This window comes from Nocardia carnea NBRC 14403, from assembly GCF_000308515.1.
GTDB lineage: Bacteria > Actinomycetota > Actinomycetes > Mycobacteriales > Mycobacteriaceae > Nocardia > Nocardia carnea.
Genome location: NZ_BAFV01000024.1, coordinates 1 through 19,291, shown reverse-complemented (window position 1 = coordinate 19,291; position 19,291 = coordinate 1). Strand labels below are relative to the sequence as shown.

Genomic DNA, 19,291 nt, shown 5'->3' with positions numbered 1-19,291 from the left:
CCGCGGTGTTCCCCCGCCCCGGTCGAGAGCGGGGTAAACCCACAGGTCACGGTCCATTCGACAGGCAGGCGGGAGCAGATCTGTGATTCGATATCGCCGCGGCCGCCGCGCTGTGGTTAGCTTTCGTGCCATGAGCACGCCGCACATCGTTTCCCCCGCCGAGTACCTGCCTCGCGACACCGCGGATGTCGTTCGCACCGTGCGGAATTCCCGGAATCACGCCAGGCCGCTCACCGTTCACGGCGGCGATCCCGCCACCGACGGCCTCTCTCTGCCGGATCAGCAGGCCGTGGTCTCGCTGCGCCGGATGAACGCCATCGTCGATCTGAACCTCGGCCGCCGGACCGTACGGGTCCAGGCGGGCGCCCGGCTGTCCGATATCGACCGCCGCCTGGCCGCGCACGGACTGGGCCTACCGGTCGTCGGCGACCATCGCGAGATCACCGCCGGTGGATTCGCCTCGGTCGGCGGTGTCAGCACCTCCTCGCACCGGTACGGGTTGTTCATCGACCGGATCGTGGACCTGGAGTACGTGGACACCGACGGCCGGATCGGTACCTGCGGGCGCACCCATCACACCGAACGTTTCCATCGCATCCTCGGTGCGGGCGGCCGGGCGGGCATCATCACGGCACTGACCCTCGACGCGGTCGAGGTGGACAAGGACAACACCTGGCTGTCCACCGATTCGCACCGCTTCCTGGATTTCGACAGTTTCCTCGACTACGCCTACAGCGAGATCGCCACCCCCCGCGACTCGGTCCTGCAGGTGGGCCGCTGGGTGGATACCGCGCCGCTCAAGGTGACCCGCCCGGTGGGCGCCGGGCAGGTGCAGCTGGGCACGGTCCGATTCGGCCAGTGGTCGAGCCTCTACCCCACCGCGCCCACGCGTTCCCTGCGCGCCCGCCGCGAGGTCGGGAGCCGGGCCCGTAAATCGCTCGGCGCCATCGCCTCGGCCAGCAGCGGCAAGGCCGGTATGCCGGTCCGCAACGCGGCGGCGGGCGCGGTGATGTTCACCCCCAAGGTGCTGACGCTGCGCGATGCCGAATATCTCGCCGATACGGTGATCAGCTCATCGGAGCGCGGGCCCGCCTACCGGGTCGGGGTTTTCGCTCCGCTGTCGAACTACACATCGGTCTTCTACCGTCTGCACGATCTGTTCAACGGGCACCGGGAACGGACGGGCTGCTTCACTGTCATCTCCGCCATGACCTATGGGGTGCGGTCGGATTATCTGCGCGCCGAATCCGCGGCCCACAGCCTGCCTGCGGCCGACCACGGGCTGATCACCTTCACCTGCCGGTTGCGACCGTATGCGCTGCCCTCCGAGCAACTGCGGGATATCGTGACCGGTATCGAGGAGATCTGCCGGTCGGAGAACAGCATCCGGTACGAATCGGTGGATTGAGTTCTCGGGAGAAGTCGGGGGCTGCGCGGCGGGCTTGTTGCGACGGGTTTCGGGGTCGACCATCCGTACCGGGGCTATGTAGCAGCCGGGTTTCGGGCAGACCAGCTACGTAGCAGCCGGGCTTCGGGCAGACCATCCGGGAAGGGGCGGGCTGTAATTTTGGAGACGCTCCGCGTCTCGAGGGTGGGGCCCTGTTGGGCCCGGTTCTTCACTCCTGCGCTCCTCCGCTTCGCTCCCCCGCTCCGTCGCTCCAGAACCGGGCGGGCCCCACCCCGGGAGAGGTGGGGCATTCGGGGTGGTTCTATCGGCGGCAGACCCGGCCCGGTCGGGCGGCGAGATGTCGATCGTTCGGAGGGCCCACCGTCTCCCGCGGCCGTCGGTTCGGATGCCAGGACCACACAACACGAACCCCGCTGTCCGTCCGGACAGCGGGGTTCGTTCGCTCCTGCGCCGTTGGTGGCGCCTGAACTCAGTGCTTCTCGGGGCCGAGGTAGTACTCGAAGACCAGGCCGCCGGCGGCGGCGAGGACCAGGATCACCCCGGTACCGATCAGCCAGGGCTCGAAGAAGGCGAAGCCCAGGGCGGTGACCGAGGCGGCGCCGGCGAGCATGATCGGCCAGGGGCTACCGGGCGAGAAGAACCCGAGGTCGCCCGCGCCGTCGGCGATTTCCGCGTCCTCGTAGTCCTCGGGCCGCAGGTCGAGGCGGCGGGCAACAAAACGGAAATAGGTGCCGATGATCAGCGACAGGCCGGCGGTCAGGACGATCGCCGTGGTCCCCGCCCATTCGATACCGGTGCGCGATTGCGCGGTGAAGAAGCCGTAGATCACACCCACGATGATGAAGAACACCGTGAGCAGTTCGAACAATCGTGCTTCGATCCTCATCGGAGATCAGTCCTCACTTGCTCTCGGTGGTATCGGTTTGGACCGTGCGATCGGTGTTGAACGGCTGGGTGGAGGTGGCCACCGGCGATTCGCCGATGGATTCCAGTGCCGCGGCGTTGGTCATACCGGATTCCCGGGCCTTGATGTAGTTCTCGAACTTCTCGGGAGTCACCGCCCGCACCTCGAAGTTCATCATCGAGTGGAAGGTGCCGCACATCTCCGCGCAACGGCCCACGAACGCGCCCTCACGATCGATCTCGGTGATCTGGAAGACGTTGTCGGAGTTGTTCTCCTTCGGGTTCGGCATCACGTCCCGTTTGAACAGGAACTCCGGAACCCAGAACGCGTGGATCACGTCGGCGGCGGCGAGCTGGAACTCGATCACCTTGCCGGTGGGCAGCACCAGGATGGGCACCTCGGTGCTGGTACCGACCGTTTCGATCTTGTTGTAGTGCAGGAACGACAGGATGTCGTTCTCGGGGAGGCCGTGCACGGGGCCCGGCTGCTCGTGGCCGTCCTCGTTCGTCCGCTCGGCGTATTCCCGCAACTGCTCCTGGTTGGCGTCCTCACGCACGGTGTCGACACCGTTGTGGGTGAAGCCGTTCTTCAGGTCGACCTCGCGGTAACCGAACTTCCAGTTCCACTGGAAGGCGGTCACGTCGACGACCACATGGGGATCGTCGACCTTCTCGTGCACGTAGTTCTGCACGACCACGGTGAAGTAGAACAGCACCGCGATGATCACGAAGGGGATCGCCGTGTAGCTGAGTTCGAGCGGCACGTTGTAACCGGTCTGCCGCGGGAACTCGGGCGAGTCCTTCTTCTTACGATGGAAGATGATGGTCCAGAAGGTCAGACCCCAGACCAGCACACCCATGATCAGGGCGGCCACGACCGACCACGTCCACAGTTCCCGCATCCGGTGCGCCTGCGGGGTGACACCCGAGGGCCAGCCGAACCGCAACCACACATTGTCGATCGAGCAGCCGGAGACGAGCATCGCGGTGATCCCGAGGGATACCGCCAGTCCGGCCCGCCGCAGGACACTACCCCGCCGCCGGGCAGGCCGTGCCCCGATCTCGTCGCTCGCCTTGTGCGCCACGCTCACGCCTTCCTGGTCGCCACACATTCCGACATCGCATCCACGGTGGCGGGACGCCTCCGGTGATACAGACAAACAGCTCATCGGGCCTTCCGGGGGCTCCGCGCACCACGCGGCACCACCCGGAACAGTCCGAGTACTACGCAGCGTAGACCAAACACGCGCCCGGTACGCCGTCGGGTCGGCTTCGACACTCCGCGCGACAGCGTAGCCGCAGAACGGAGGTGTATCGCACGGGAAAACCGGGCGTGCGGCATACTCGGACACTAGATTTCGCCCGCCGCGCCCGCATCCCTCGGCGCGGACCCCCGACCAGAGGAAACGAGGTTAGCGCCGCAGTGTGTGGACTGCTCGGATTTCTGACGTCCGATACCGCAGCGCCGGAAACAGTGGAACGGGTGTACGACGCCCTGCACTGTGTGCGGCACCGGGGGCCGGATGAGCGCGGTACCTGGCACGACGACCAGTTGATCTTCGGCTTCAACCGGCTCTCGATCATCGATATCGAACATTCGCATCAGCCGCTGCGCTGGGGCCCGGCCGACGACCCCGAGCGTTATGCGCTCACCTTCAACGGCGAGATCTACAACTATCTGGAGCTGCGCGAGGAACTGGCCCGCGACCACGCGGCCGAATTCGGCGAGCGGCCGATGTTCGCCACCGAAGGCGATGGCGAGGCCATCGTGGCGGCGTTCCACTACTGGGGTCCCGAGGCGGTGCGCCGGTTACGGGGGATGTTCGCCTTCGCGATCTGGGATACGCGCAGCCGGGAACTGTTCCTGGCCCGCGACCCCTTCGGTATCAAACCGCTGTTCCTGGCCACCGGGTCCGGTGGTACGGCGTTCGGCAGCGAGAAGAAGAGCCTGCTGGAGCTGCTCCCCGATCTCGGGCTGGACGAATCGCTCGACCATCGCGCGCTCGAGCACTACACCGTGCTGCAGTACGTTCCGGAACCGGAAACGCTGCATGCCGGTATCCGGCGGCTGGAATCGGGGAGTTATGCGGTCGTGCGGCCCGGCGAACGGCCGGTGACGACCCGCTACTTCGTACCGAAATTCGATATCCGCCCGTTCGCGGCGGGTAGCGAGGCCGCCCGGTACTCCGAGATCGCGGCCGCGCTCGAGGATTCGGTCGCCAAACATATGCGCGCCGACGTCACCGTCGGCTCGTTCCTGTCCGGTGGTATCGATTCGACCGCCATCGCGGCGCTGGCCATGCGGCACAACCCGAACCTCATCACCTTCACCACCGGTTTCGAGCGCGAGGGTTATTCCGAGGTCGATGTGGCCGCCGAAAGCGCCGCCGCGATCGGGGCCCGGCATATCGTCAAGGTGGTCTCTCCCGCCGAGTTCGCGGCCGCGATCCCGGAGATCGTCTGGTACCTCGACGACCCGGTGGCCGATCCGGCGCTGGTGCCGCTGTATTTCGTGGCCAAGGAGGCCCGGAAGCACGTCAAGGTCGTGCTGTCCGGCGAGGGCGCCGACGAACTGTTCGGCGGCTACACCATCTACCGGGAACCGCTGTCGCTGGCCGCGTTCGACAAACTGCCGGGCGGACTGCGCCGGCTGGCCGGCAAGGTATCCGATCTGATCCCGGAGGGCACGCGCGGGAAGAGCCTGCTGCATCGTGGATCGCTCACCCTGGAACAACGCTATTACGGCAACGCCCGTAGTTTCAGCGACGCCCAGCTGCGGTCGGTGCTGCGGGAGTTCCGCCCGGAATGGACCCACCAGGATGTCACCGCCCACATCTACGAACGGTCCGCGGGCTGGGATCCGGTGACGCGGATGCAGCATCTCGACCTGTTCACCTGGTTGCGCGGCGATATCCTGGTCAAGGCCGACAAGATGACCATGGCGAACTCGCTGGAGCTGCGGGTGCCGTTCCTGGACACCGAGGTGTTCCGGGTGGCCGAACAGGTCCCGCTGGAGCAGAAGATCACCAAGGAGACCACGAAGTACGCGTTGCGGCAGGCGCTCGAGGGCATCGTCCCCGGGCATGTACTGCATCGCGCGAAACTCGGGTTCCCGGTCCCGCTGCGGCATTGGCTGCGCGGTACCGAACTGTACGACTGGGCCCGGCAGCAGATCACCGAATCGCAGACCGGCCACCTGCTCGACAAGGCGGCCGTTATGGCGATGCTCGACGCACACCGCGCCGGGGACGGCGATCACAGCCGCCGGTTGTGGACGCTGCTGGTGTTCATGATCTGGCACGGGATCTTCGTCGAGGACCGGATCAAACCGGAGATCGCCGAACCGACCTACCCGGTGCAGGTCTAGCAGGCACGACCTATCGAAGGCCCCGCTCGATGAACGAGCGGGGCCTTCGGAGTACTACTGCCACCCGCTCTCCTTATGAGCCCGGCGCGGCATGCGGTACAGGTCAGCGCAGCAGCGGTTCGAGCTCCGCGGCGGCCTCGGCGCCGTAGGCTTCGCCGAGCCGTTTCAGGGCGGCGTCGGCGTCCAGCGTCCATTCCTGGGTGCCGACGGTTTCCAGCACCAGCACCGCGATCAGCGAACCGAGCTGGGCCGAGCGCTGCAGGCTCAGGCCGGAGGTGTGACCGGTGAGGAAACCCGCCCGGAAGGCATCGCCGACACCGGTCGGATCGACCTTTGCGGTTTCCGGTACCGCCTCGACCCGCACCTCGGTGCCGTCGGTATCGACCACCAGCACGCCGTCCTTGCCGAGGGTGGTGACCCGCACCCCGACCCGGGCGGCGATCTCCTCGTCGGTGAGGCCGGTCTTCTGCTTGAGCAGGCCCCATTCGTATTCGTTGGTGAACAGGTACGTGCTGCCCTCGATGAGCTGTACGGCCTGGTCGCCGTCGAGGCGGGCGAGCTGCTGGGAGGGGTCCGCGGCGAACGGCACGTGCAGTTCACGGCATTCGGCGGTGTGCCGCAGCATGGCCTCGGGATCGTTCGCGCCGATCAGCACCAGCTCGAGGGGGCGCTGTTCGGCGAGCGCGGTCAGCGAGATATCGCTGGCCTCACTCATCGCCCCGGGGTAGAAGGAGGCGATCTGGGCCATATCTTCGTCGGTGGTGCAGACGAAGCGGGCGGTATGGGCGGTATCGGAAACCCGGACCGCCGAACAGTCGACACCGCTGTTCTCGAGCCAGGTGCGGTAGTCGTCGAAATCGCGGCCGACCGCGCCGATCAGCAGCGGTGCACGGCCGAGTAGACCCATGGCGTAGGCGATATTGCCGCCCACCCCGCCCCGCCGGACGACCAGATCGTCGACGAGGAAACTCAGCGAGACATGCTCGAGCTGATCGGGCAGCAGTGCGTCGGCGAACCGGCCGGGGAAACGCATGAGATGGTCGGTCGCGACGGACGCGGATACAGCTATGGACACGTAGGTGGGCCCCTTCGGAATCAGCGCGAACAGAAAGTGAACGGGGCCTTGCCCCCGCTGAGTTACCGTATCAACTCGCCGGGGCTACGACTATGTGTCGTAAACGGTGTTTATCCTGCGATACCCACGGGCAACAGCCGATTCCGGCTCGCAATCCGGGTTGACGATGCCGGAGTCCACAGCCCGGCCACGCGTTCAAGCCACGACACGCTGTTGCGGCGCAACCGCGAGTATCGCGGGATGAACGCTTGGACCGAGGTGCATGTGCCGCCGCAGCGGCACACACTCAGTTGAAGGAGTCGCCGCAGGCGCAGGAACCGGTAGCGTTCGGGTTGTCGATGGTGAAACCCTGCTTTTCGATCGTGTCGACGAAATCGATGGCGGCATCCTGCACGTACGGGGCGCTCATCCGGTCGACAGTCAGTGTGACACCGCCGAATTCGGCGGTCAGGTCGCCGTCGAGGGTGCGGTCGTCGAAGAAGAGCTGGTAGCGCAGCCCGGCGCAACCGCCCGGCTGAACCGCGATCCGCAGCGCGAGATCGTCGCGGCCCTCCTGATCGAGCAGCGCCTTTGCCTTACTCGCGGCCGTATCGGTCAGCTTCACGCCATGGGTTTCGGTGGCGGTCTCGTTCTGCACAGTCATGAACTCTCCTATGGACAGCGTGGTCGGTCCGTGAACAGCGCACGGTTCAGGGGTCAACACCCTCGGACGGGCTGCTATTCCCCATCTTGCCATCTAAGGCCCCGCTCGCCACAGCACCCGGGTCGGTTCGCGAATCGTATCCGGACCTACCGCCCGTGAGGACCGCCACGACCGGGCCGGGTGGTGACCGTTCCCACCCGCCAACCGCCCGGCTTCCGGGCCGGTCAGCCGACCGATTAGCCTGGTTACCGTGAAGTTGTTCCGACGCGGTGAGTCCAGCGGTACCGACGTACCCGCCGACAGCTCGCGGGCCGCGACCGCCACCGAGGCCGACGCGGCACCGGCAAAAGCCACCCCCACTGCAGGAAAAGGCCGGCCGACGCCGAGCCGGCGCGAAGCCGAGGGCCGCCGCCGCGGCCCCGTCGCGCCACCACCGATGACCGCGAAGGAAGCCCGCGCCCGCCGCAAGGAGACCCGCGGCAACAAGGCCGATCGCAAGGCCGCGGCCGCGGAACGCCGGGCCGCCGCACAGGACCGCCGCGCCCGGATGCTCGCCGGCGAGGACAAGTACCTGCTGCCGCGCGACCGCGGGGAACTGCGCGCGTACGTGCGCGATATCGTCGACGCCCGCCGCAATCTGGTCGGGCTGTTCATGCCGATGGCCCTGCTGCTGATCATGTCCATGTTCGCCGCCCCGGCATGGCAGTCCATCGTCACTCTGGCCATGCTCGTGATGATGGCGTTCATGATCGCCGAGGGTTTCCTGCTCGGCCGGATCGTGAACCGGCGGGTCCGGGAACGCTTCCCCAAGAGCACCGATACCGGTTTCCGGCTGGGCTGGTACGCATTCGTGCGCGCCTCGCAGATGCGCAAGATGCGCGCGCCGAAACCGCGTGTCGGCCCCGGCGACGCCATCTGACCTTCCGGTACCGCCACCCGAGCCCGCGGGGCACCTGTCCGTGGCTGGGTGTGCTCGGCGACGCCCGGTCGGGAAATCCACCTACGCCGAATCCGTGGGCGGTGGGCCCTGTCCGCTCAATCGCCACCGCGATCCCCGATCCGGCGGATACCGATATCGCCGCCCGCGGGTGAAAGCCACAGCCCGAATCACTGTGCATGCTCGCGGGCACACAACCGGTTCACTCGACGAACGCCTGCTGTGCACGGATACCCGAACTGATCTCGGCGCAGAGCAGCGGGGCCGTACTGCGCCGCGCCGAACGGTTCCTGGTTCAGCGCATGGCACGCGCCCGGGAACCGGAGGCGGCGGGCGACGTCATGGCACGCACGGGCAACGTCCTGGCGTGAGACACGGTGGTCCGGGTCGTCGCGCGCCCGCGCCGATATGTCATAGACGCGTGCTTGCATATGCCTCGTGGAGAACATGCCGCGTGCCGAGGTCTGGGCCGCGATACACCGGGAACGAACCGCATTGGCCGAGGAACTCGCCGAGTTGACACCGGATCAGTGGGCCGCCCGCTCATTGTGCGGGCAGTGGACGGTCGAGGAAGTCGTTGCACATCTCACTGCCGCGGCGAGTACCGGCCGGTGGCGGTGGATCCGCAGTATGGCCGGCGCGCGTTTCGATCCCGACCTGCACAATCAGCGGCGGATGCGCGAGCATCGCGGGGCAGGTCCCGATGAGACGCTGGCCCGCTTCCGGGCGGTGGTCACGAGTACGACCGCTCCCTCCGGGCATACACCGGCCTGGCTCGGTGAGATCGTCGTGCACGGTCAGGACATCCGCCGGCCGCTCGGACTGTCCGGGAGCCCGGAGCTCACCGCGGTCACCGAGGTCGCCCGGTTCTTCGCCGAACGCGATTTCACCGTGGCCGGTCGCACGGTCCGCAAGGGTGTGCACCTCGTCGCCACCGACGGGCCGTTCGATATCGGTACGGGCCCGGAGGTCCGGGGCAGCACCCTGGCGCTGGTCATGACAATGGCCGGCCGCACCGACTACTGCGCCGAACTCACCGGGCCGGGTGTACCCACCTTGCGGTCCCGAATCGCGGATTGATGCCTCCGGCCGGGCGGTGACACCGGCGGTGACGGGGCCGCCGCCGCGCTGCCCTGGATGTCGACCGGAGCTGTGCCGCCGACGGCGAACACCCCCGGAGACCGCGGACACAGCGCGGCATGCCATGCAGGTTGCGCGGAAGCCGCCAGGAAACCGCGGCGGGTAGGCCTGATGAGTGGGCCGACGATCGTGTGCGGGCGGGTGCCTCGCGCTGTCACCCGGACGGGCGGGCAATATTGTCGGAAGGACCGGCCATCGCGGCCGGGGGCCGGTCACCGGCTTCCGGTCTGCGTCCCGGCCTGTCAGCTACCCGACCGGAAGGCTCCACCAGTGTCAGAGGGATTCGCACCCGTTGCTCCGCCGGATGCCGGCGTCCGGGCGGCGGCCGAGCAGCGGCAGGCGTCGCTGACCAAACCGCCGGGGTCGCTGGGGCGGCTGGAGGAGCTGGGCAACTGGGTCGCCGCCTGCCAGGGGGTGTGCCCGCCGCGGCAGTTCGAGCGGGCGCGGGTAGTGGTGTTCGCGGGTGATCACGGTGTGGCCGCCCATGGCGTCTCGGCATTTCCGACCGAGGTCACCGCGCAGATGGTGGCCAATTTCCAGGCGGGCGGGGCGGCGGTCAACGCGCTGGCCCGAGTGGCCGATGCCGGCGTGCGGGTGGTGGATATCGCGGTCGCCGCCGATACCGACCCGGCGGTGAGCGCGCACAAGATCCGCCGGTCCAGCGGCGCCATCGACCGGGCGGATGCGCTGACCTCCGCGGAGGTCGCGGCCGCGCTCGCCGCGGGCCGGGCCATTGCGGACGAGGAGATCGATGCGGGCACCGATCTGCTGATCGCCGGGGATATGGGGATCGGCAACACGACACCGGCCACCGTGCTGATCGCGACTCTCACCGGTACCGAACCGGTGAAGGTGGTCGGCCGCGGCACCGGCGTCGACGATCACGGCTGGATGCGCAAGGTCGCGGCTGTCCGGGACGCCATGTGGCGGGCCCGGCCGGTCGCTCGGGACGGGGTCGAATTGCTGCGGGTGGCCGGTGGCGCCGATATCGCGGCGATGACCGGTTTCCTGGCCCAGGCGGCGGCCCGGCGTACACCGGTCCTGCTCGACGGGGTGATCGTCGCGGCCGCGGCCCTGGTGGCCGAAGATCTGGCGGCGGGCGCCTCGGCCTGGTGGATGGCCGCGCACCGCTCCACCGAGCCCGCGCATACGGCCGCGCTGACGAAACTGAAACTCGACCCGATCCTCGGCCTCGATATGCGGCTCGGTGAGGGTTCCGGCGCGCTCACCGCGCTGCCGGTGCTGCGTTCGGCAGTGGCGGTACTCGCCGAGATGGCGACCTTCGCCGACGCCGGGGTCAGCACGGCCGCCGCTCCCACCGGCCCTGCCGATAGCCCGGCTATCGATATGCGGAAGTGACGGCTTCCGGCACGGAGACTGCGCTGTGCTGACCCTCCGGCTCACCTTCTCCTGGCTCACGGTGCTCCCCGTCCGCGGGCCGGACGAGGTCGACCGCCGCGCGGCCGCCCGCGCGATCGCGCTCGCCCCGATCGCCGGTCTTGCGCTCGGGCTCGCGGCAGCGGCCGTGCTGTGGCTACTGGAACCCGCGGGAGCGGCGGCCGGGTTCGCCGCGGTCGCGGTACTGGCGCTGCTGACCCGGGGAATGCATCTGGACGGGCTGGCCGATACCTTCGACGGCCTCGGTGTGTACGGTCCGCCGGAGCGCGCGCGGGAGGTCATGAAAAGCGGCGGCGCCGGACCGTTCGGGGTGGCCGCCATCGTGGTGTCCGCCGGTATTCAGGCCGGTGCGTTCACCACCCTCGCCACATCCGGGCACTGGTATGCGGTGATCCTGGCGGTGACACTGGGCCGGGTCGCGGTCGTGGCCGCATGCCGCCGCGGTATCGAACCCGCGCCCGATACCCGGTTCGGCGCGCTGGTCGCCGGAACTCAGCCCCGGATCACGGTCGCGGTATGGGGTGTCCTGGCTGCCGCGGTATCGGTTTTCGCGGTGCCCGGGCTCGTGTGGTCCGGGCCGCTCGTTGCGGTCCTCACGCTGCTGGTGGCGGTACGGCTGGCCGATCACGCGGTCCGCCGGATCGGTGGCCTCTCCGGCGATCTGCTCGGCGCCGCCGTCGAGCTCACCACGGCGTTGTCCGCGCTGGGGTTCGCTGTTGCGGCGAACGCTGCCTGAAACGGCACCACACGACAATCGCCCGGCATCATTCGATCGGAGGCACCGGGTGAGACCGACGTTGGGCACATCACCGCGCCGCCGTGCGGCACTCCCCCGCCGACCCGGTCGGACGACTCACGAAGACCCCACGACCCGATCGCGGCGCGCGATGGCCGGTTCGTTTCCGTGTGGCTCCGGCGTGTCTGATCTTCGGTGCATAGTGACCCAGACACGTGGTGCGCCACAATGCCGGCAGGCTCTGATGTCACCCGCCTCAATATTGCGAACGCAGCGTCTCACCGCCGCGTCACTGCCCATAAGGTGGAAGGTATGTCAGCCGAGCGCCTCTACTTCCGTCAACTGCTGGCCGGCCGGGACTTCGCCGTGGGCGACCCGATCGCCACACAGATGCGTAATTTCGCCTATCTGATCGGTGACCGGGACACCGGTGAATGCGTCGTCGTCGACCCCGCCTACGCCGCGGGCGATCTGGCCGGTATCGCCGAGAACGACGGGCTGAAACTGTCCGGGGTACTGGTCACCCACCACCATCCCGACCATATCGGCGGCTCGATGATGGGTTTCACGCTGCGCGGTGTGAAGGAACTGCTCGAAGAGTCCACCGTCCCGGTTCATGTGAACGACGAGGAGAAATCCTGGGTGGCGAATGTCACCGGGATCGCGCCCAGCGAACTGACCGGACACGGGCACGGCGACAAATTGAGTGTCGGCGTCTTCGATATCGAATTCCTGCACACCCCGGGCCATACCCCCGGTAGCCAGTGCTTCCTCGTGGACGACAAGCTCATCGCCGGAGACACTCTGTTCATCGACGGCTGCGGTCGCACCGATTTCCCGGGCGGTGATTCCGCGGCCATGTTCGCCAGCCTGCGGTCGCTGGCGGATATGCCGATCAACCCGGAGGTGTACCCGGGTCACTGGTATTCCGCGGACCCGCATGCCTCGCTGGACTCGATCCGCGACAACAACTACGTGCTGCGCCCGCGGTCACTGGCCGAATGGCACGCCCTCATGCCGGGCTGACCCCGCCGCCCGGGTACCGGACGCGATCCGGTACCCGGTGATCACGGGATGTAGCGGGGATTCAGAGCACCCGCATCCACTGGTGCACATCGGCGAAGGTGCCGCGCTGGATTCCGGTGAGGGTATCGCGCAGCGCCATGGTCACCTCGCCGGGTTCGCCGCCGCCGATCACGAATTCGCCGTCCGGCCCGCAGACCGAGCCGACCGGTGTGATCACGGCCGCGGTACCGCAGGCGAAAACCTCGGTGATCTCCCCGGATTCCGCGCCCGCGCGCCAATCCTCCACCGAGATCTTGCGTTCGGTGACCGGATAGCCGGAGTCGGCGGCCAGGGTGAGCAGCGAATCGCGGGTGATTCCCGGCAGCAGCGACCCGGACAGTTCAGGGGTCACCAGCCGGGCGTCGGCACCGGAGCCGTACACGAAGAACAGGTTGTTGGTGCCCATCTCCTCGACGTAGCGGCGTTCGACGGCATCCAGCCACACCACCTGATCGCAGCCCTTGGCCGTGGCCTCGGCCTGGGCGAGCAGCGAGGCCGCGTAGTTACCGGCGACCTTCGCCTCGCCGGTACCGCCGGGCGCCGCGCGCACGTATTCGGTGGACAGCCACACCCGTACCGGTTTCACGCCGCGCGGGAAGTAGGCCCCGGCGGGCGAGCCGAGCACCAGGTACTTGTACGAGGAAGCGGGTTTCACACCCAGACCCGATTCGGTGGCGAACATGAACGGCCGCAGGTACAGCGATTCCTCGCCGCCGGCGGCGGGCACCCAGGCCGAGTCGACCTCGAGCAGCTGACGCACCGATTCGATGAACAGTTCCTCGGGTAGTTCGGCCATCGCCATCCGGCGCGCGGAACGGCGGAACCGGGCCGCGTTCGCGTCGATCCGGAAACACGCGACCTGCCCGTCCGGCTGCCGGTAGGCCTTGAGCCCCTCGAAGATGGCCTGCCCGTAGTGGAAGACCATGGTCGCCGGGTCGAGGGTGAGCGAGCCGTACGGTTCGACGACCGCGTTGGTCCAGCCGTCGGCCTCGGTGTAGTCGATCGTGACCATATGGTCGGTGAAGAACCGGCCGAAACCGGGTGCCGCCAGAATCTCCTGTACCCGCTGCGCCGGGGTGGGCGCAGGATGAGGGATACGGGCGAACTGTGCAGCAGCGGTCATGACCAGCAGTCTATGTCCTGGGGTCGGGCAGAATACGCGGTGGTCTGTTCTCCGGCATCCCGGGAGGCGGTTTCTCCCCGCTACGCGGCCCGGATCAGCTGGTGCGCGGTTTCACGAACGGCGGCCGCACCACGGTGCAGCGCAGCGCCCGCCCGCGCACATCGACCTCGACCTCGCTCCCCGGGGTGATCGCCGGGTCGAGCAGGGCCAGGGCGATCCCGATCTGCTTGGTCGGCGAGAAAGTTCCCGAAGTGGTCACGCCGGCCTCGCGGCCGTCGTGGCGCACGGTCTGGTTCTCTCGCGGGATCCCGCGGTCGAGCGCCTCGAGGCCGAGCAGGATCCGCCGCGCGCCGGCCGCACGTTCGGCCTCCAGTGCCGCCTTGCCCCAGAAGTCCGTCTTCGCCCAGCCGACAGCCCAGGACGCCCGGGCCTGGACTGGCGTGATCTCGGTGGAGAGCTCGTGTCCGTGCAGCGGATAGCCCATCTCGGTGCGCAAGGTATCGCGTGCGCCCAGCCCGGCCACCGCGCCGCCGGCGGCCCGCACCTGCTCGACCAGGGCCCGGAACAGTTCCTCGGCACCGGTCCAACCAGGCAGCAGTTCGTATCCGTGCTCGCCTGTGTAGCCGGTCCGGCAGACCCGGACGGGCTGTCCGTGCCAGTCGGCATCGGTGAACGCCATGAACGACAGGTCGGTGGGGAGTCCCAGCGCGTCGAGGACCTGTGTCGACTGCGGGCCCTGCACCGCGAATACCGCGTAGTCGCGGTGTTCGTCGGTCACGGTGATCGCCGGCGGCGCGGCGGCCGCCAGCAGTTCCACCACCGTCGCGGTGTTCGCGGCGTTCGGCACCAGGAAGATCTCGTCGTCGCGGACGAAGTAGGCGATCAGATCGTCGACCACTCCCCCGTCGGCGGTGCAGCACAGGGTGTACTGGGCTTTCCCCGGGACGATCCGGCCCAGATCGTTGGTCAGCGCCGAGTTCACGAATTCCGCCGACCCCGCCCCGCGTACCGTCGCCTTGCCCAGATGGCTCACGTCGAACAGCCCCACCGATTCCCGGACCGCGGTGTGCTCGGCCACGGTGCCCGCATAGGAGACCGGCATCTCCCAGCCGCCGAACGGCGCGAATTTCGCCCCGAGTTCGGCATGAACTCCATGGACAGGTCCCTGTTTCAGCCCGGCGTCACTCACCCGGCGAGCTTATCCCGCCCCTGGGCGTCCCCAGCGAGCCCCGCGCCGGGTCTCGGTGTTCCCCGGTAGCAGTCTCCCCGTCGCCGGTTCGGGCCCGAGCCGCTCAGGCCCGGTGCCCGCGGACTCGGCGGCTGCTTCGGGCCGGGTTCTATCGGGGCCCGGCAGCCTGTGGCCGTCGACGCCGGTTCGGCCTGGGCCTCAGATCTCGGGTACGTGAGGACACGACGGCAGAGGGCAATGCTCAGGCCTCGAACCACATCGGGATCAGCGTCGGCCCGTCTTCCGGCAGGGTGTGGGTTTCGCCGATCCGCACGAACCCCTCCCGCTCGTACAGGCGCGACGACCGCTCGGTACTGGCCTCCAGATAGGCCGGCATCCCCGCTGCGGCCAGCGCCCGGGTGCGATGGCGGAGGATCGCCGCGCCGGCGCCCCGTCCCCGGAACTGCGCAACGGTGACGATCAACTCCAGATAGCGGTGCGGAAACCGCCGCGGATGTTCCCTGGCCAGCAGCTCGGTGACATAGGCGGAACGCTGCAGCGGGCGCACATCCGGCGCCCGGTCGGCATATTCGCGGGCGGTGGCGGCCTCGGCGATCAAGCGATCGACCGAATCGACGGCCTGCCAGACCGAGACCGCCCAGATCTCGTCCCCGGCGCCCGCCACCCAGATCTCGTCGCCGTCGAGCCCGCGTTCGACGATCTCCGGCAGGTAGATATCGAGGAACTGGTCCATCGGGTGATCGCGCATGATCCACTCTGTGACCGCCTCGTCCGGGGTCGCTGCCCGGAGCGCGGTCATCAACGCGTCGAAATCGTTCTTTTCCGCACGCCGCACAACCAGTTCCGTACCCACGTCGCCTCCTTGTGAATGGTGTTCCTGTAGGCGAACTTATGCTCCTCACCACAGCAGAACCACTATTTCGTCACGGAATTTCGTGTGTTGAAATCGAGTTCGTGACCCACTGTGCGCGCTGCGGCGCGGAACTACGGCAACCGGCCCGGGGACGGCGCCGGCGGTATTGCACCCGTTCCTGCCAGGCGCGTGCCTACCGTGCCCGGCAGACCGCGGCACCGGCGCGCGAACGTCCGGCGCCGCGCCGCCTGTCGGCGGTGGCGATCACCCGGGCGGCCGTGGAACTCGCCGACCGCTCCGGTCTCGACGGCCTCACCATGCGCCGGCTGGCCGGGGAACTCGGGGTGACGACCGCGGCGCTCTACCGGTATTTCGACGATCGCGAACAGTTGCTCGCCGCCATGGTCGACCTGGTTGTCGACGCTCCCCCGCCACCGCCCCGCGAGTTGTCCGGGTGGCGTGCGCGCCTGCGTTACGAGGCGCAGCGCGAATGGCAGCTCTACCGGCGCCACCCGTGGGTGCTGCCGGTGCTGTCGCGCCTCCGGCCACCGCTCGGGCCCGGCTTGCTGGACACTCTGGAACGCGCCCTGTCGGCCTTCGACGAAGTGGACCTGCCGCGTACCGAACTGATGTCGGCCTATCTGAGTTACTCGGCGCTGGTACAGGGCCTGGCCCTGCTGTGGGCGTCGGAACGAATCGACCGGTTCGGCGGGCCGGACGGCACCGAGTCGGTTCCGGCCGGCCTGGCCGACCTCATCGACGCGACGACCCGGCCCACCCTGTATCGCGTATTCGATCCGCAGGCCGTGCCGCCGCCGCAGCTCGACTTCGACGCGCTGCTGTCCTACGGCGTGGACATGCTCCTCGACGGTGTCGCGGTACGGCAGCGGACCGCCACCGAATAGCCTGAAAGCCATGACAGCTGTCGCAGATCGTCCGCTCGGACCGGAATTGGCACGTACCCAGACCATCGAGCCCGGCACCGACGTCCTCGTCGTCGGTGTGGCCACCACCGACGACGGGCCCGTCCTGGTGCCCGAGGATCTTTTCGGCGATGTGCTCGGCGCCGACCTGCGCGCCCGGCTGCTCGATCAGGTGACCGCGGTCGGCGGCACCGGTAAGGCCGAACAGCTGATCCGGGTGCCCGCACCGGCCGGGCTGGACAATGTCACCAGCGTGCTGGCCGTCGGACTCGGCAGCGCCGCAGACCTCGACGTCGAGCAGATCCGCCGCAGCGCGGGTGTCGCCGCCCGCTCGCTGACCGGGGTCACCCGGGCCGTCACCACGCTGTCCGGTCTCGATATCGGCGCGGCCGTGGAGGGTTTCTACCTCGGCGCCTACTCCTTCACTCCGTTCCGGTCCGCGAAATCCGCGCCGAAACCGGAGGCCGCCCCGCTCGCCCGGCTGGAACTCCTCGTCCCCGAACCGGATTTCGGCGGTGACGCGCTGCTGCGCGCGCAGCTGACGGCCGAGGCCGTGGCCACCGCACGCGATTTCGTGAACACCCCGCCGAGTCACCTCTTCCCGGCCGAATTCGCGCGCCGCACCGAACTGCTCGCCGAGGGCGCCGGGCTCGAGGTCGAGATCCTCGACGAGAAAGCGCTGGAAGCCGGGGGTTACGGCGGCGTCGTGGGTGTCGGCAAGGGGTCCTCGCGGCCGCCGCGACTGGTGCGGCTCACCTACCGGGGCGGCGACAAGAAGGTCGCGCTGGTGGGCAAGGGCATCACCTTCGACACCGGCGGTATCTCCATCAAACCGGCCGCGAATATGGAGAACATGACCTCGGATATGGCCGGGGCGGCGGCGGTTGTGGCGACGACCCTGCTGGCGGCACGCCTCAGCCTGCCGGTCACCGTGATCGCGACCGTGCCGATGGCGGAGAACATGCCCTCGGATACCGCGCAGCGGCCCGGCGATGTGCTCACCCAGTACGGCGGCACCACGATCGAGGTCACCAATACCGACGCCGAGGGCCGGCTCATCCTGGCCGACGCCATGGTCCGCGCGGGCGAGGACGATCCGCAGTACCTGATCGACGTCGCCACGCTCACCGGCGCGCAGATGGTCGCGCTGGGTACCCGCACCCCGGGTGTGATGGGCACCGACGAGTTCCGCGACCGCGTCGCCCGCATCTCCCGTGAGGTCGGCGAGCACGGCTGGCCGATGCCGCTGCCCAAGGAATTGCGCGCCGACCTCGATTCCAAGGTCGCCGATATGGTCAACGCGACCTCGCACCGCTGGGGCGGAATGCTGGTGGCCGGCACCTACCTGAAGGAATTCGTGCCCGAGGGCGTGCAGTGGGCGCATATCGATATCGCGGGTCCGTCGTACAACACCGGTGGACCGTTCGGCTATATCGGCAAGGGCGGTACCGGCGTTCCGGTGCGCACACTCATTGCGGTGCTCGAGGATATCGCCGCCGAATAGGTCGCAGGCCGAGTCCGGGCAGTTAGCGAAGCGAGCCACATCCGGCGCCGTCCTCGGGCGGCGCCGGATACCGGACCCCCGCCCGGCCGAATCCGGCGCCCGATCGCGACTACCCGCGTCAGCGGCACGTGTCCCAGGCGGGACACTCATGGACGAATCCTCGGTTCGCGGCCCGGGATGCCACGGCGGCGACCGATACCGGGTGGGCACACACGCGGCCGTTCGCCGGAAGTAGCGCCCGCCGCCCGTGGCGTACCGGTGCGGGTGCCGACTACACCGCCGGGGGATGCGCCGATCAGTCCTCGCCGAGTTCACGTTCGAGCGCGTGTTTCCGTTCGATCCGGCGGCGGGCGTCGTAGTCGCGCATCCGTTGCGGGTAGCCGGTCTTGCCGACGTCGTACACCGGGATACCCAGATCACGTGCCAGTCGCCGGGCGCCGCGTTCGCCGACGATCCGCCGGGTCCACTCCCCATCCGCGGCGACCAGCACAGCGGTGACATCGGTCACAGTTGTCTTCGGTTCTACGAAACCCTCCACTCCGGTATGCGTACGCACCCAGTCCGCCAGATACGCCGCCTCGGGCGAGCGGCCACGGGAAACACGGCCACGCCCAGGTGCGACGCGACGGAAACGATCGAGTAAGCCCACTGCGGCCCACCTCCTGCTCGCTACCGAACCCGCCGTACAGGGCGGTGATTCCATGGTGCCGGATAGCAGAATGGGATGCCCTCCGGTAACCGCGCGCGGCGACGGGTGCAAGGATGGTTCCCGGAACAACAACCACACGGATCTCCGGCGCCGCGCAGAATGAACGTCGGCTGGAACACTGTCGCGACCCGCGACGGGATCCACCGGAACGAACTGTTGTAGACCCGTCGAGCAGTTAGAGGAGTCAACGGACATGGCCTTCTCCGTCCAGATGCCCGCTCTTGGTGAGAGCGTTACCGAGGGAACGGTGACACGGTGGCTGAAACAGGAAGGAGACACGGTCGAGGTCGACGAGCCGCTGCTCGAGGTCTCCACCGA

The 19,291-nt window shown here is 68.3% G+C and carries 19 protein-coding genes; 11 read left to right on the top strand and 8 right to left on the bottom strand.

The genetic code is table 11. The annotated features are described in order from the left end of the window. Positions 1–130 precede the first annotated feature (130 nt). On the top strand, positions 131–1,408 hold the full coding sequence (locus ON22_RS09045) for an FAD-binding oxidoreductase (protein WP_033245073.1): 1,278 nt from the start codon (positions 131–133) through the stop codon (positions 1,406–1,408). A 469-nt stretch (positions 1,409–1,877) separates the two neighbouring features. On the opposite strand, the gene ON22_RS09040 is transcribed toward ON22_RS09045, so the two are convergent. After that, positions 1,878–2,294: a cytochrome c oxidase subunit 4 gene (locus ON22_RS09040; RefSeq protein ID WP_033245072.1), complete on the bottom strand. Its 417-nt coding sequence runs from the start codon at positions 2,292–2,294 to the stop codon at positions 1,878–1,880. A 13-nt stretch (positions 2,295–2,307) separates the two neighbouring features. After that, complete coding sequence (gene ctaC / locus ON22_RS09035; RefSeq protein WP_231508664.1) at positions 2,308–3,294, bottom strand: aa3-type cytochrome oxidase subunit II; 987 nt, start codon at positions 3,292–3,294, stop codon at positions 2,308–2,310. 440 nt (positions 3,295–3,734) lie between these two features. On the opposite strand from ctaC, the gene asnB reads away from it, so the two are divergent. Beyond that, complete coding sequence (asnB, locus tag ON22_RS09030) at positions 3,735–5,678, top strand: asparagine synthase (glutamine-hydrolyzing) (protein WP_033245071.1); 1,944 nt, start codon at positions 3,735–3,737, stop codon at positions 5,676–5,678. 103 nt (positions 5,679–5,781) lie between these two features. Here the strand turns inward: asnB and ON22_RS09025 are convergent, their stop codons facing one another. Both ON22_RS09025 and ON22_RS09020 read right to left on the bottom strand, forming a co-directional pair. Continuing rightward, on the bottom strand, positions 5,782–6,753 hold the full coding sequence (locus ON22_RS09025) for a carbohydrate kinase family protein (RefSeq protein WP_033245070.1): 972 nt from the start codon (positions 6,751–6,753) through the stop codon (positions 5,782–5,784). Positions 6,754–7,039: 286 nt separating this feature from the next. Beyond that, positions 7,040–7,396: a HesB/IscA family protein gene (locus ON22_RS09020; RefSeq protein WP_033245069.1), complete on the bottom strand. Its 357-nt coding sequence runs from the start codon at positions 7,394–7,396 to the stop codon at positions 7,040–7,042. A gap of 250 nt (positions 7,397–7,646) precedes the next feature. Between ON22_RS09020 and ON22_RS09015 the strand changes: the two genes are divergently transcribed. From ON22_RS09015 to ON22_RS08990, 6 genes are all read left to right on the top strand, one after another. After that, complete coding sequence (locus tag ON22_RS09015) at positions 7,647–8,315, top strand: DUF3043 domain-containing protein (protein WP_033245068.1); 669 nt, start codon at positions 7,647–7,649, stop codon at positions 8,313–8,315. Positions 8,316–8,512: 197 nt separating this feature from the next. Then, positions 8,513–8,704, top strand: coding sequence for a hypothetical protein (locus ON22_RS09010; protein WP_033245067.1), 192 nt, complete (start codon positions 8,513–8,515; stop codon positions 8,702–8,704). Between the two features lie 76 nt (positions 8,705–8,780). Continuing rightward, on the top strand, positions 8,781–9,413 hold the full coding sequence (locus ON22_RS09005) for a maleylpyruvate isomerase family mycothiol-dependent enzyme (protein ID WP_033245407.1): 633 nt from the start codon (positions 8,781–8,783) through the stop codon (positions 9,411–9,413). 330 nt (positions 9,414–9,743) lie between these two features. After that, on the top strand, positions 9,744–10,832 hold the full coding sequence (cobT, locus tag ON22_RS09000) for a nicotinate-nucleotide--dimethylbenzimidazole phosphoribosyltransferase (RefSeq protein ID WP_033245066.1): 1,089 nt from the start codon (positions 9,744–9,746) through the stop codon (positions 10,830–10,832). Positions 10,833–10,857: 25 nt separating this feature from the next. Further along, a complete protein-coding gene (locus tag ON22_RS08995) occupies positions 10,858–11,607 on the top strand; it encodes an adenosylcobinamide-GDP ribazoletransferase (protein ID WP_033245065.1) in 750 nt (249 codons plus the stop codon). 312 nt (positions 11,608–11,919) lie between these two features. Then, entirely contained in the window at positions 11,920–12,633 is a 714-nt protein-coding gene (locus ON22_RS08990; protein ID WP_033245406.1) for an MBL fold metallo-hydrolase, read from the top strand. A 61-nt stretch (positions 12,634–12,694) separates the two neighbouring features. Here the strand turns inward: ON22_RS08990 and ON22_RS08985 are convergent, their stop codons facing one another. The 3 genes from ON22_RS08985 to ON22_RS08975 all read right to left on the bottom strand — a co-directional run bounded on the left by ON22_RS08985 (position 12,695) and on the right by ON22_RS08975 (position 15,837). Next, positions 12,695–13,795, bottom strand: a complete 1,101-nt coding sequence (locus tag ON22_RS08985) for a branched-chain amino acid aminotransferase (RefSeq protein ID WP_033245064.1) — start codon at positions 13,793–13,795, stop codon at positions 12,695–12,697. Positions 13,796–13,889: 94 nt separating this feature from the next. Then, positions 13,890–14,984 carry a glycine cleavage system aminomethyltransferase GcvT gene (gene gcvT / locus ON22_RS08980; protein ID WP_033245063.1) on the bottom strand — a complete coding sequence of 365 codons (1,095 nt, stop codon included), beginning with the start codon at positions 14,982–14,984 and terminating at the stop codon, positions 13,890–13,892. Positions 14,985–15,225: 241 nt separating this feature from the next. Beyond that, positions 15,226–15,837 carry a GNAT family N-acetyltransferase gene (locus ON22_RS08975; RefSeq protein WP_033245062.1) on the bottom strand — a complete coding sequence of 204 codons (612 nt, stop codon included), beginning with the start codon at positions 15,835–15,837 and terminating at the stop codon, positions 15,226–15,228. 101 nt (positions 15,838–15,938) lie between these two features. Here ON22_RS08975 and ON22_RS08970 point away from each other — a divergent pair, with 101 nt between their 5' ends. Continuing rightward, positions 15,939–16,742, top strand: coding sequence for a TetR/AcrR family transcriptional regulator (locus ON22_RS08970; RefSeq protein WP_033245061.1), 804 nt, complete (start codon positions 15,939–15,941; stop codon positions 16,740–16,742). Positions 16,743–16,752: 10 nt separating this feature from the next. After that, positions 16,753–18,264: a leucyl aminopeptidase gene (locus ON22_RS08965; RefSeq protein ID WP_033245060.1), complete on the top strand. Its 1,512-nt coding sequence runs from the start codon at positions 16,753–16,755 to the stop codon at positions 18,262–18,264. Positions 18,265–18,559: 295 nt separating this feature from the next. Here ON22_RS08965 and ON22_RS08960 read toward each other — a convergent pair whose 3' ends face one another. Further along, positions 18,560–18,913 carry an oxidoreductase gene (locus ON22_RS08960; protein ID WP_033245059.1) on the bottom strand — a complete coding sequence of 118 codons (354 nt, stop codon included), beginning with the start codon at positions 18,911–18,913 and terminating at the stop codon, positions 18,560–18,562. Positions 18,914–19,166: 253 nt separating this feature from the next. Between ON22_RS08960 and ON22_RS08955 the strand changes: the two genes are divergently transcribed. Next, positions 19,167–19,291, top strand: a 125-nt coding sequence (locus tag ON22_RS08955; protein WP_043739951.1) for a biotin/lipoyl-containing protein, incomplete at its 3' end; no start/stop codon positions are given.

Excerpts from the sequence above, each read along its gene's own strand:
- ON22_RS09010 (WP_033245067.1), top strand. The coding sequence starts at position 8,513 with ATGCTCGCGGGCACACAACCGGTTCACTCGACGAACGCCTGCTGTGCA.
- ON22_RS09020 (WP_033245069.1), bottom strand. The coding sequence starts at position 7,396 with ATGACTGTGCAGAACGAGACCGCCACCGAAACCCATGGCGTGAAGCTG.
- ON22_RS08990 (WP_033245406.1), top strand. The coding sequence starts at position 11,920 with ATGTCAGCCGAGCGCCTCTACTTCCGTCAACTGCTGGCCGGCCGGGAC.
- ON22_RS09040 (WP_033245072.1), bottom strand. The coding sequence starts at position 2,294 with ATGAGGATCGAAGCACGATTGTTCGAACTGCTCACGGTGTTCTTCATC.
- ON22_RS09005 (WP_033245407.1), top strand. The coding sequence starts at position 8,781 with ATGCCGCGTGCCGAGGTCTGGGCCGCGATACACCGGGAACGAACCGCA.
- ON22_RS08985 (WP_033245064.1), bottom strand. The coding sequence starts at position 13,795 with ATGACCGCTGCTGCACAGTTCGCCCGTATCCCTCATCCTGCGCCCACC.
- ON22_RS08965 (WP_033245060.1), top strand. The coding sequence starts at position 16,753 with ATGACAGCTGTCGCAGATCGTCCGCTCGGACCGGAATTGGCACGTACC.
- ON22_RS09045 (WP_033245073.1), top strand. The coding sequence starts at position 131 with ATGAGCACGCCGCACATCGTTTCCCCCGCCGAGTACCTGCCTCGCGAC.
- ctaC (WP_231508664.1), bottom strand. The coding sequence starts at position 3,294 with ATGCTCGTCTCCGGCTGCTCGATCGACAATGTGTGGTTGCGGTTCGGC.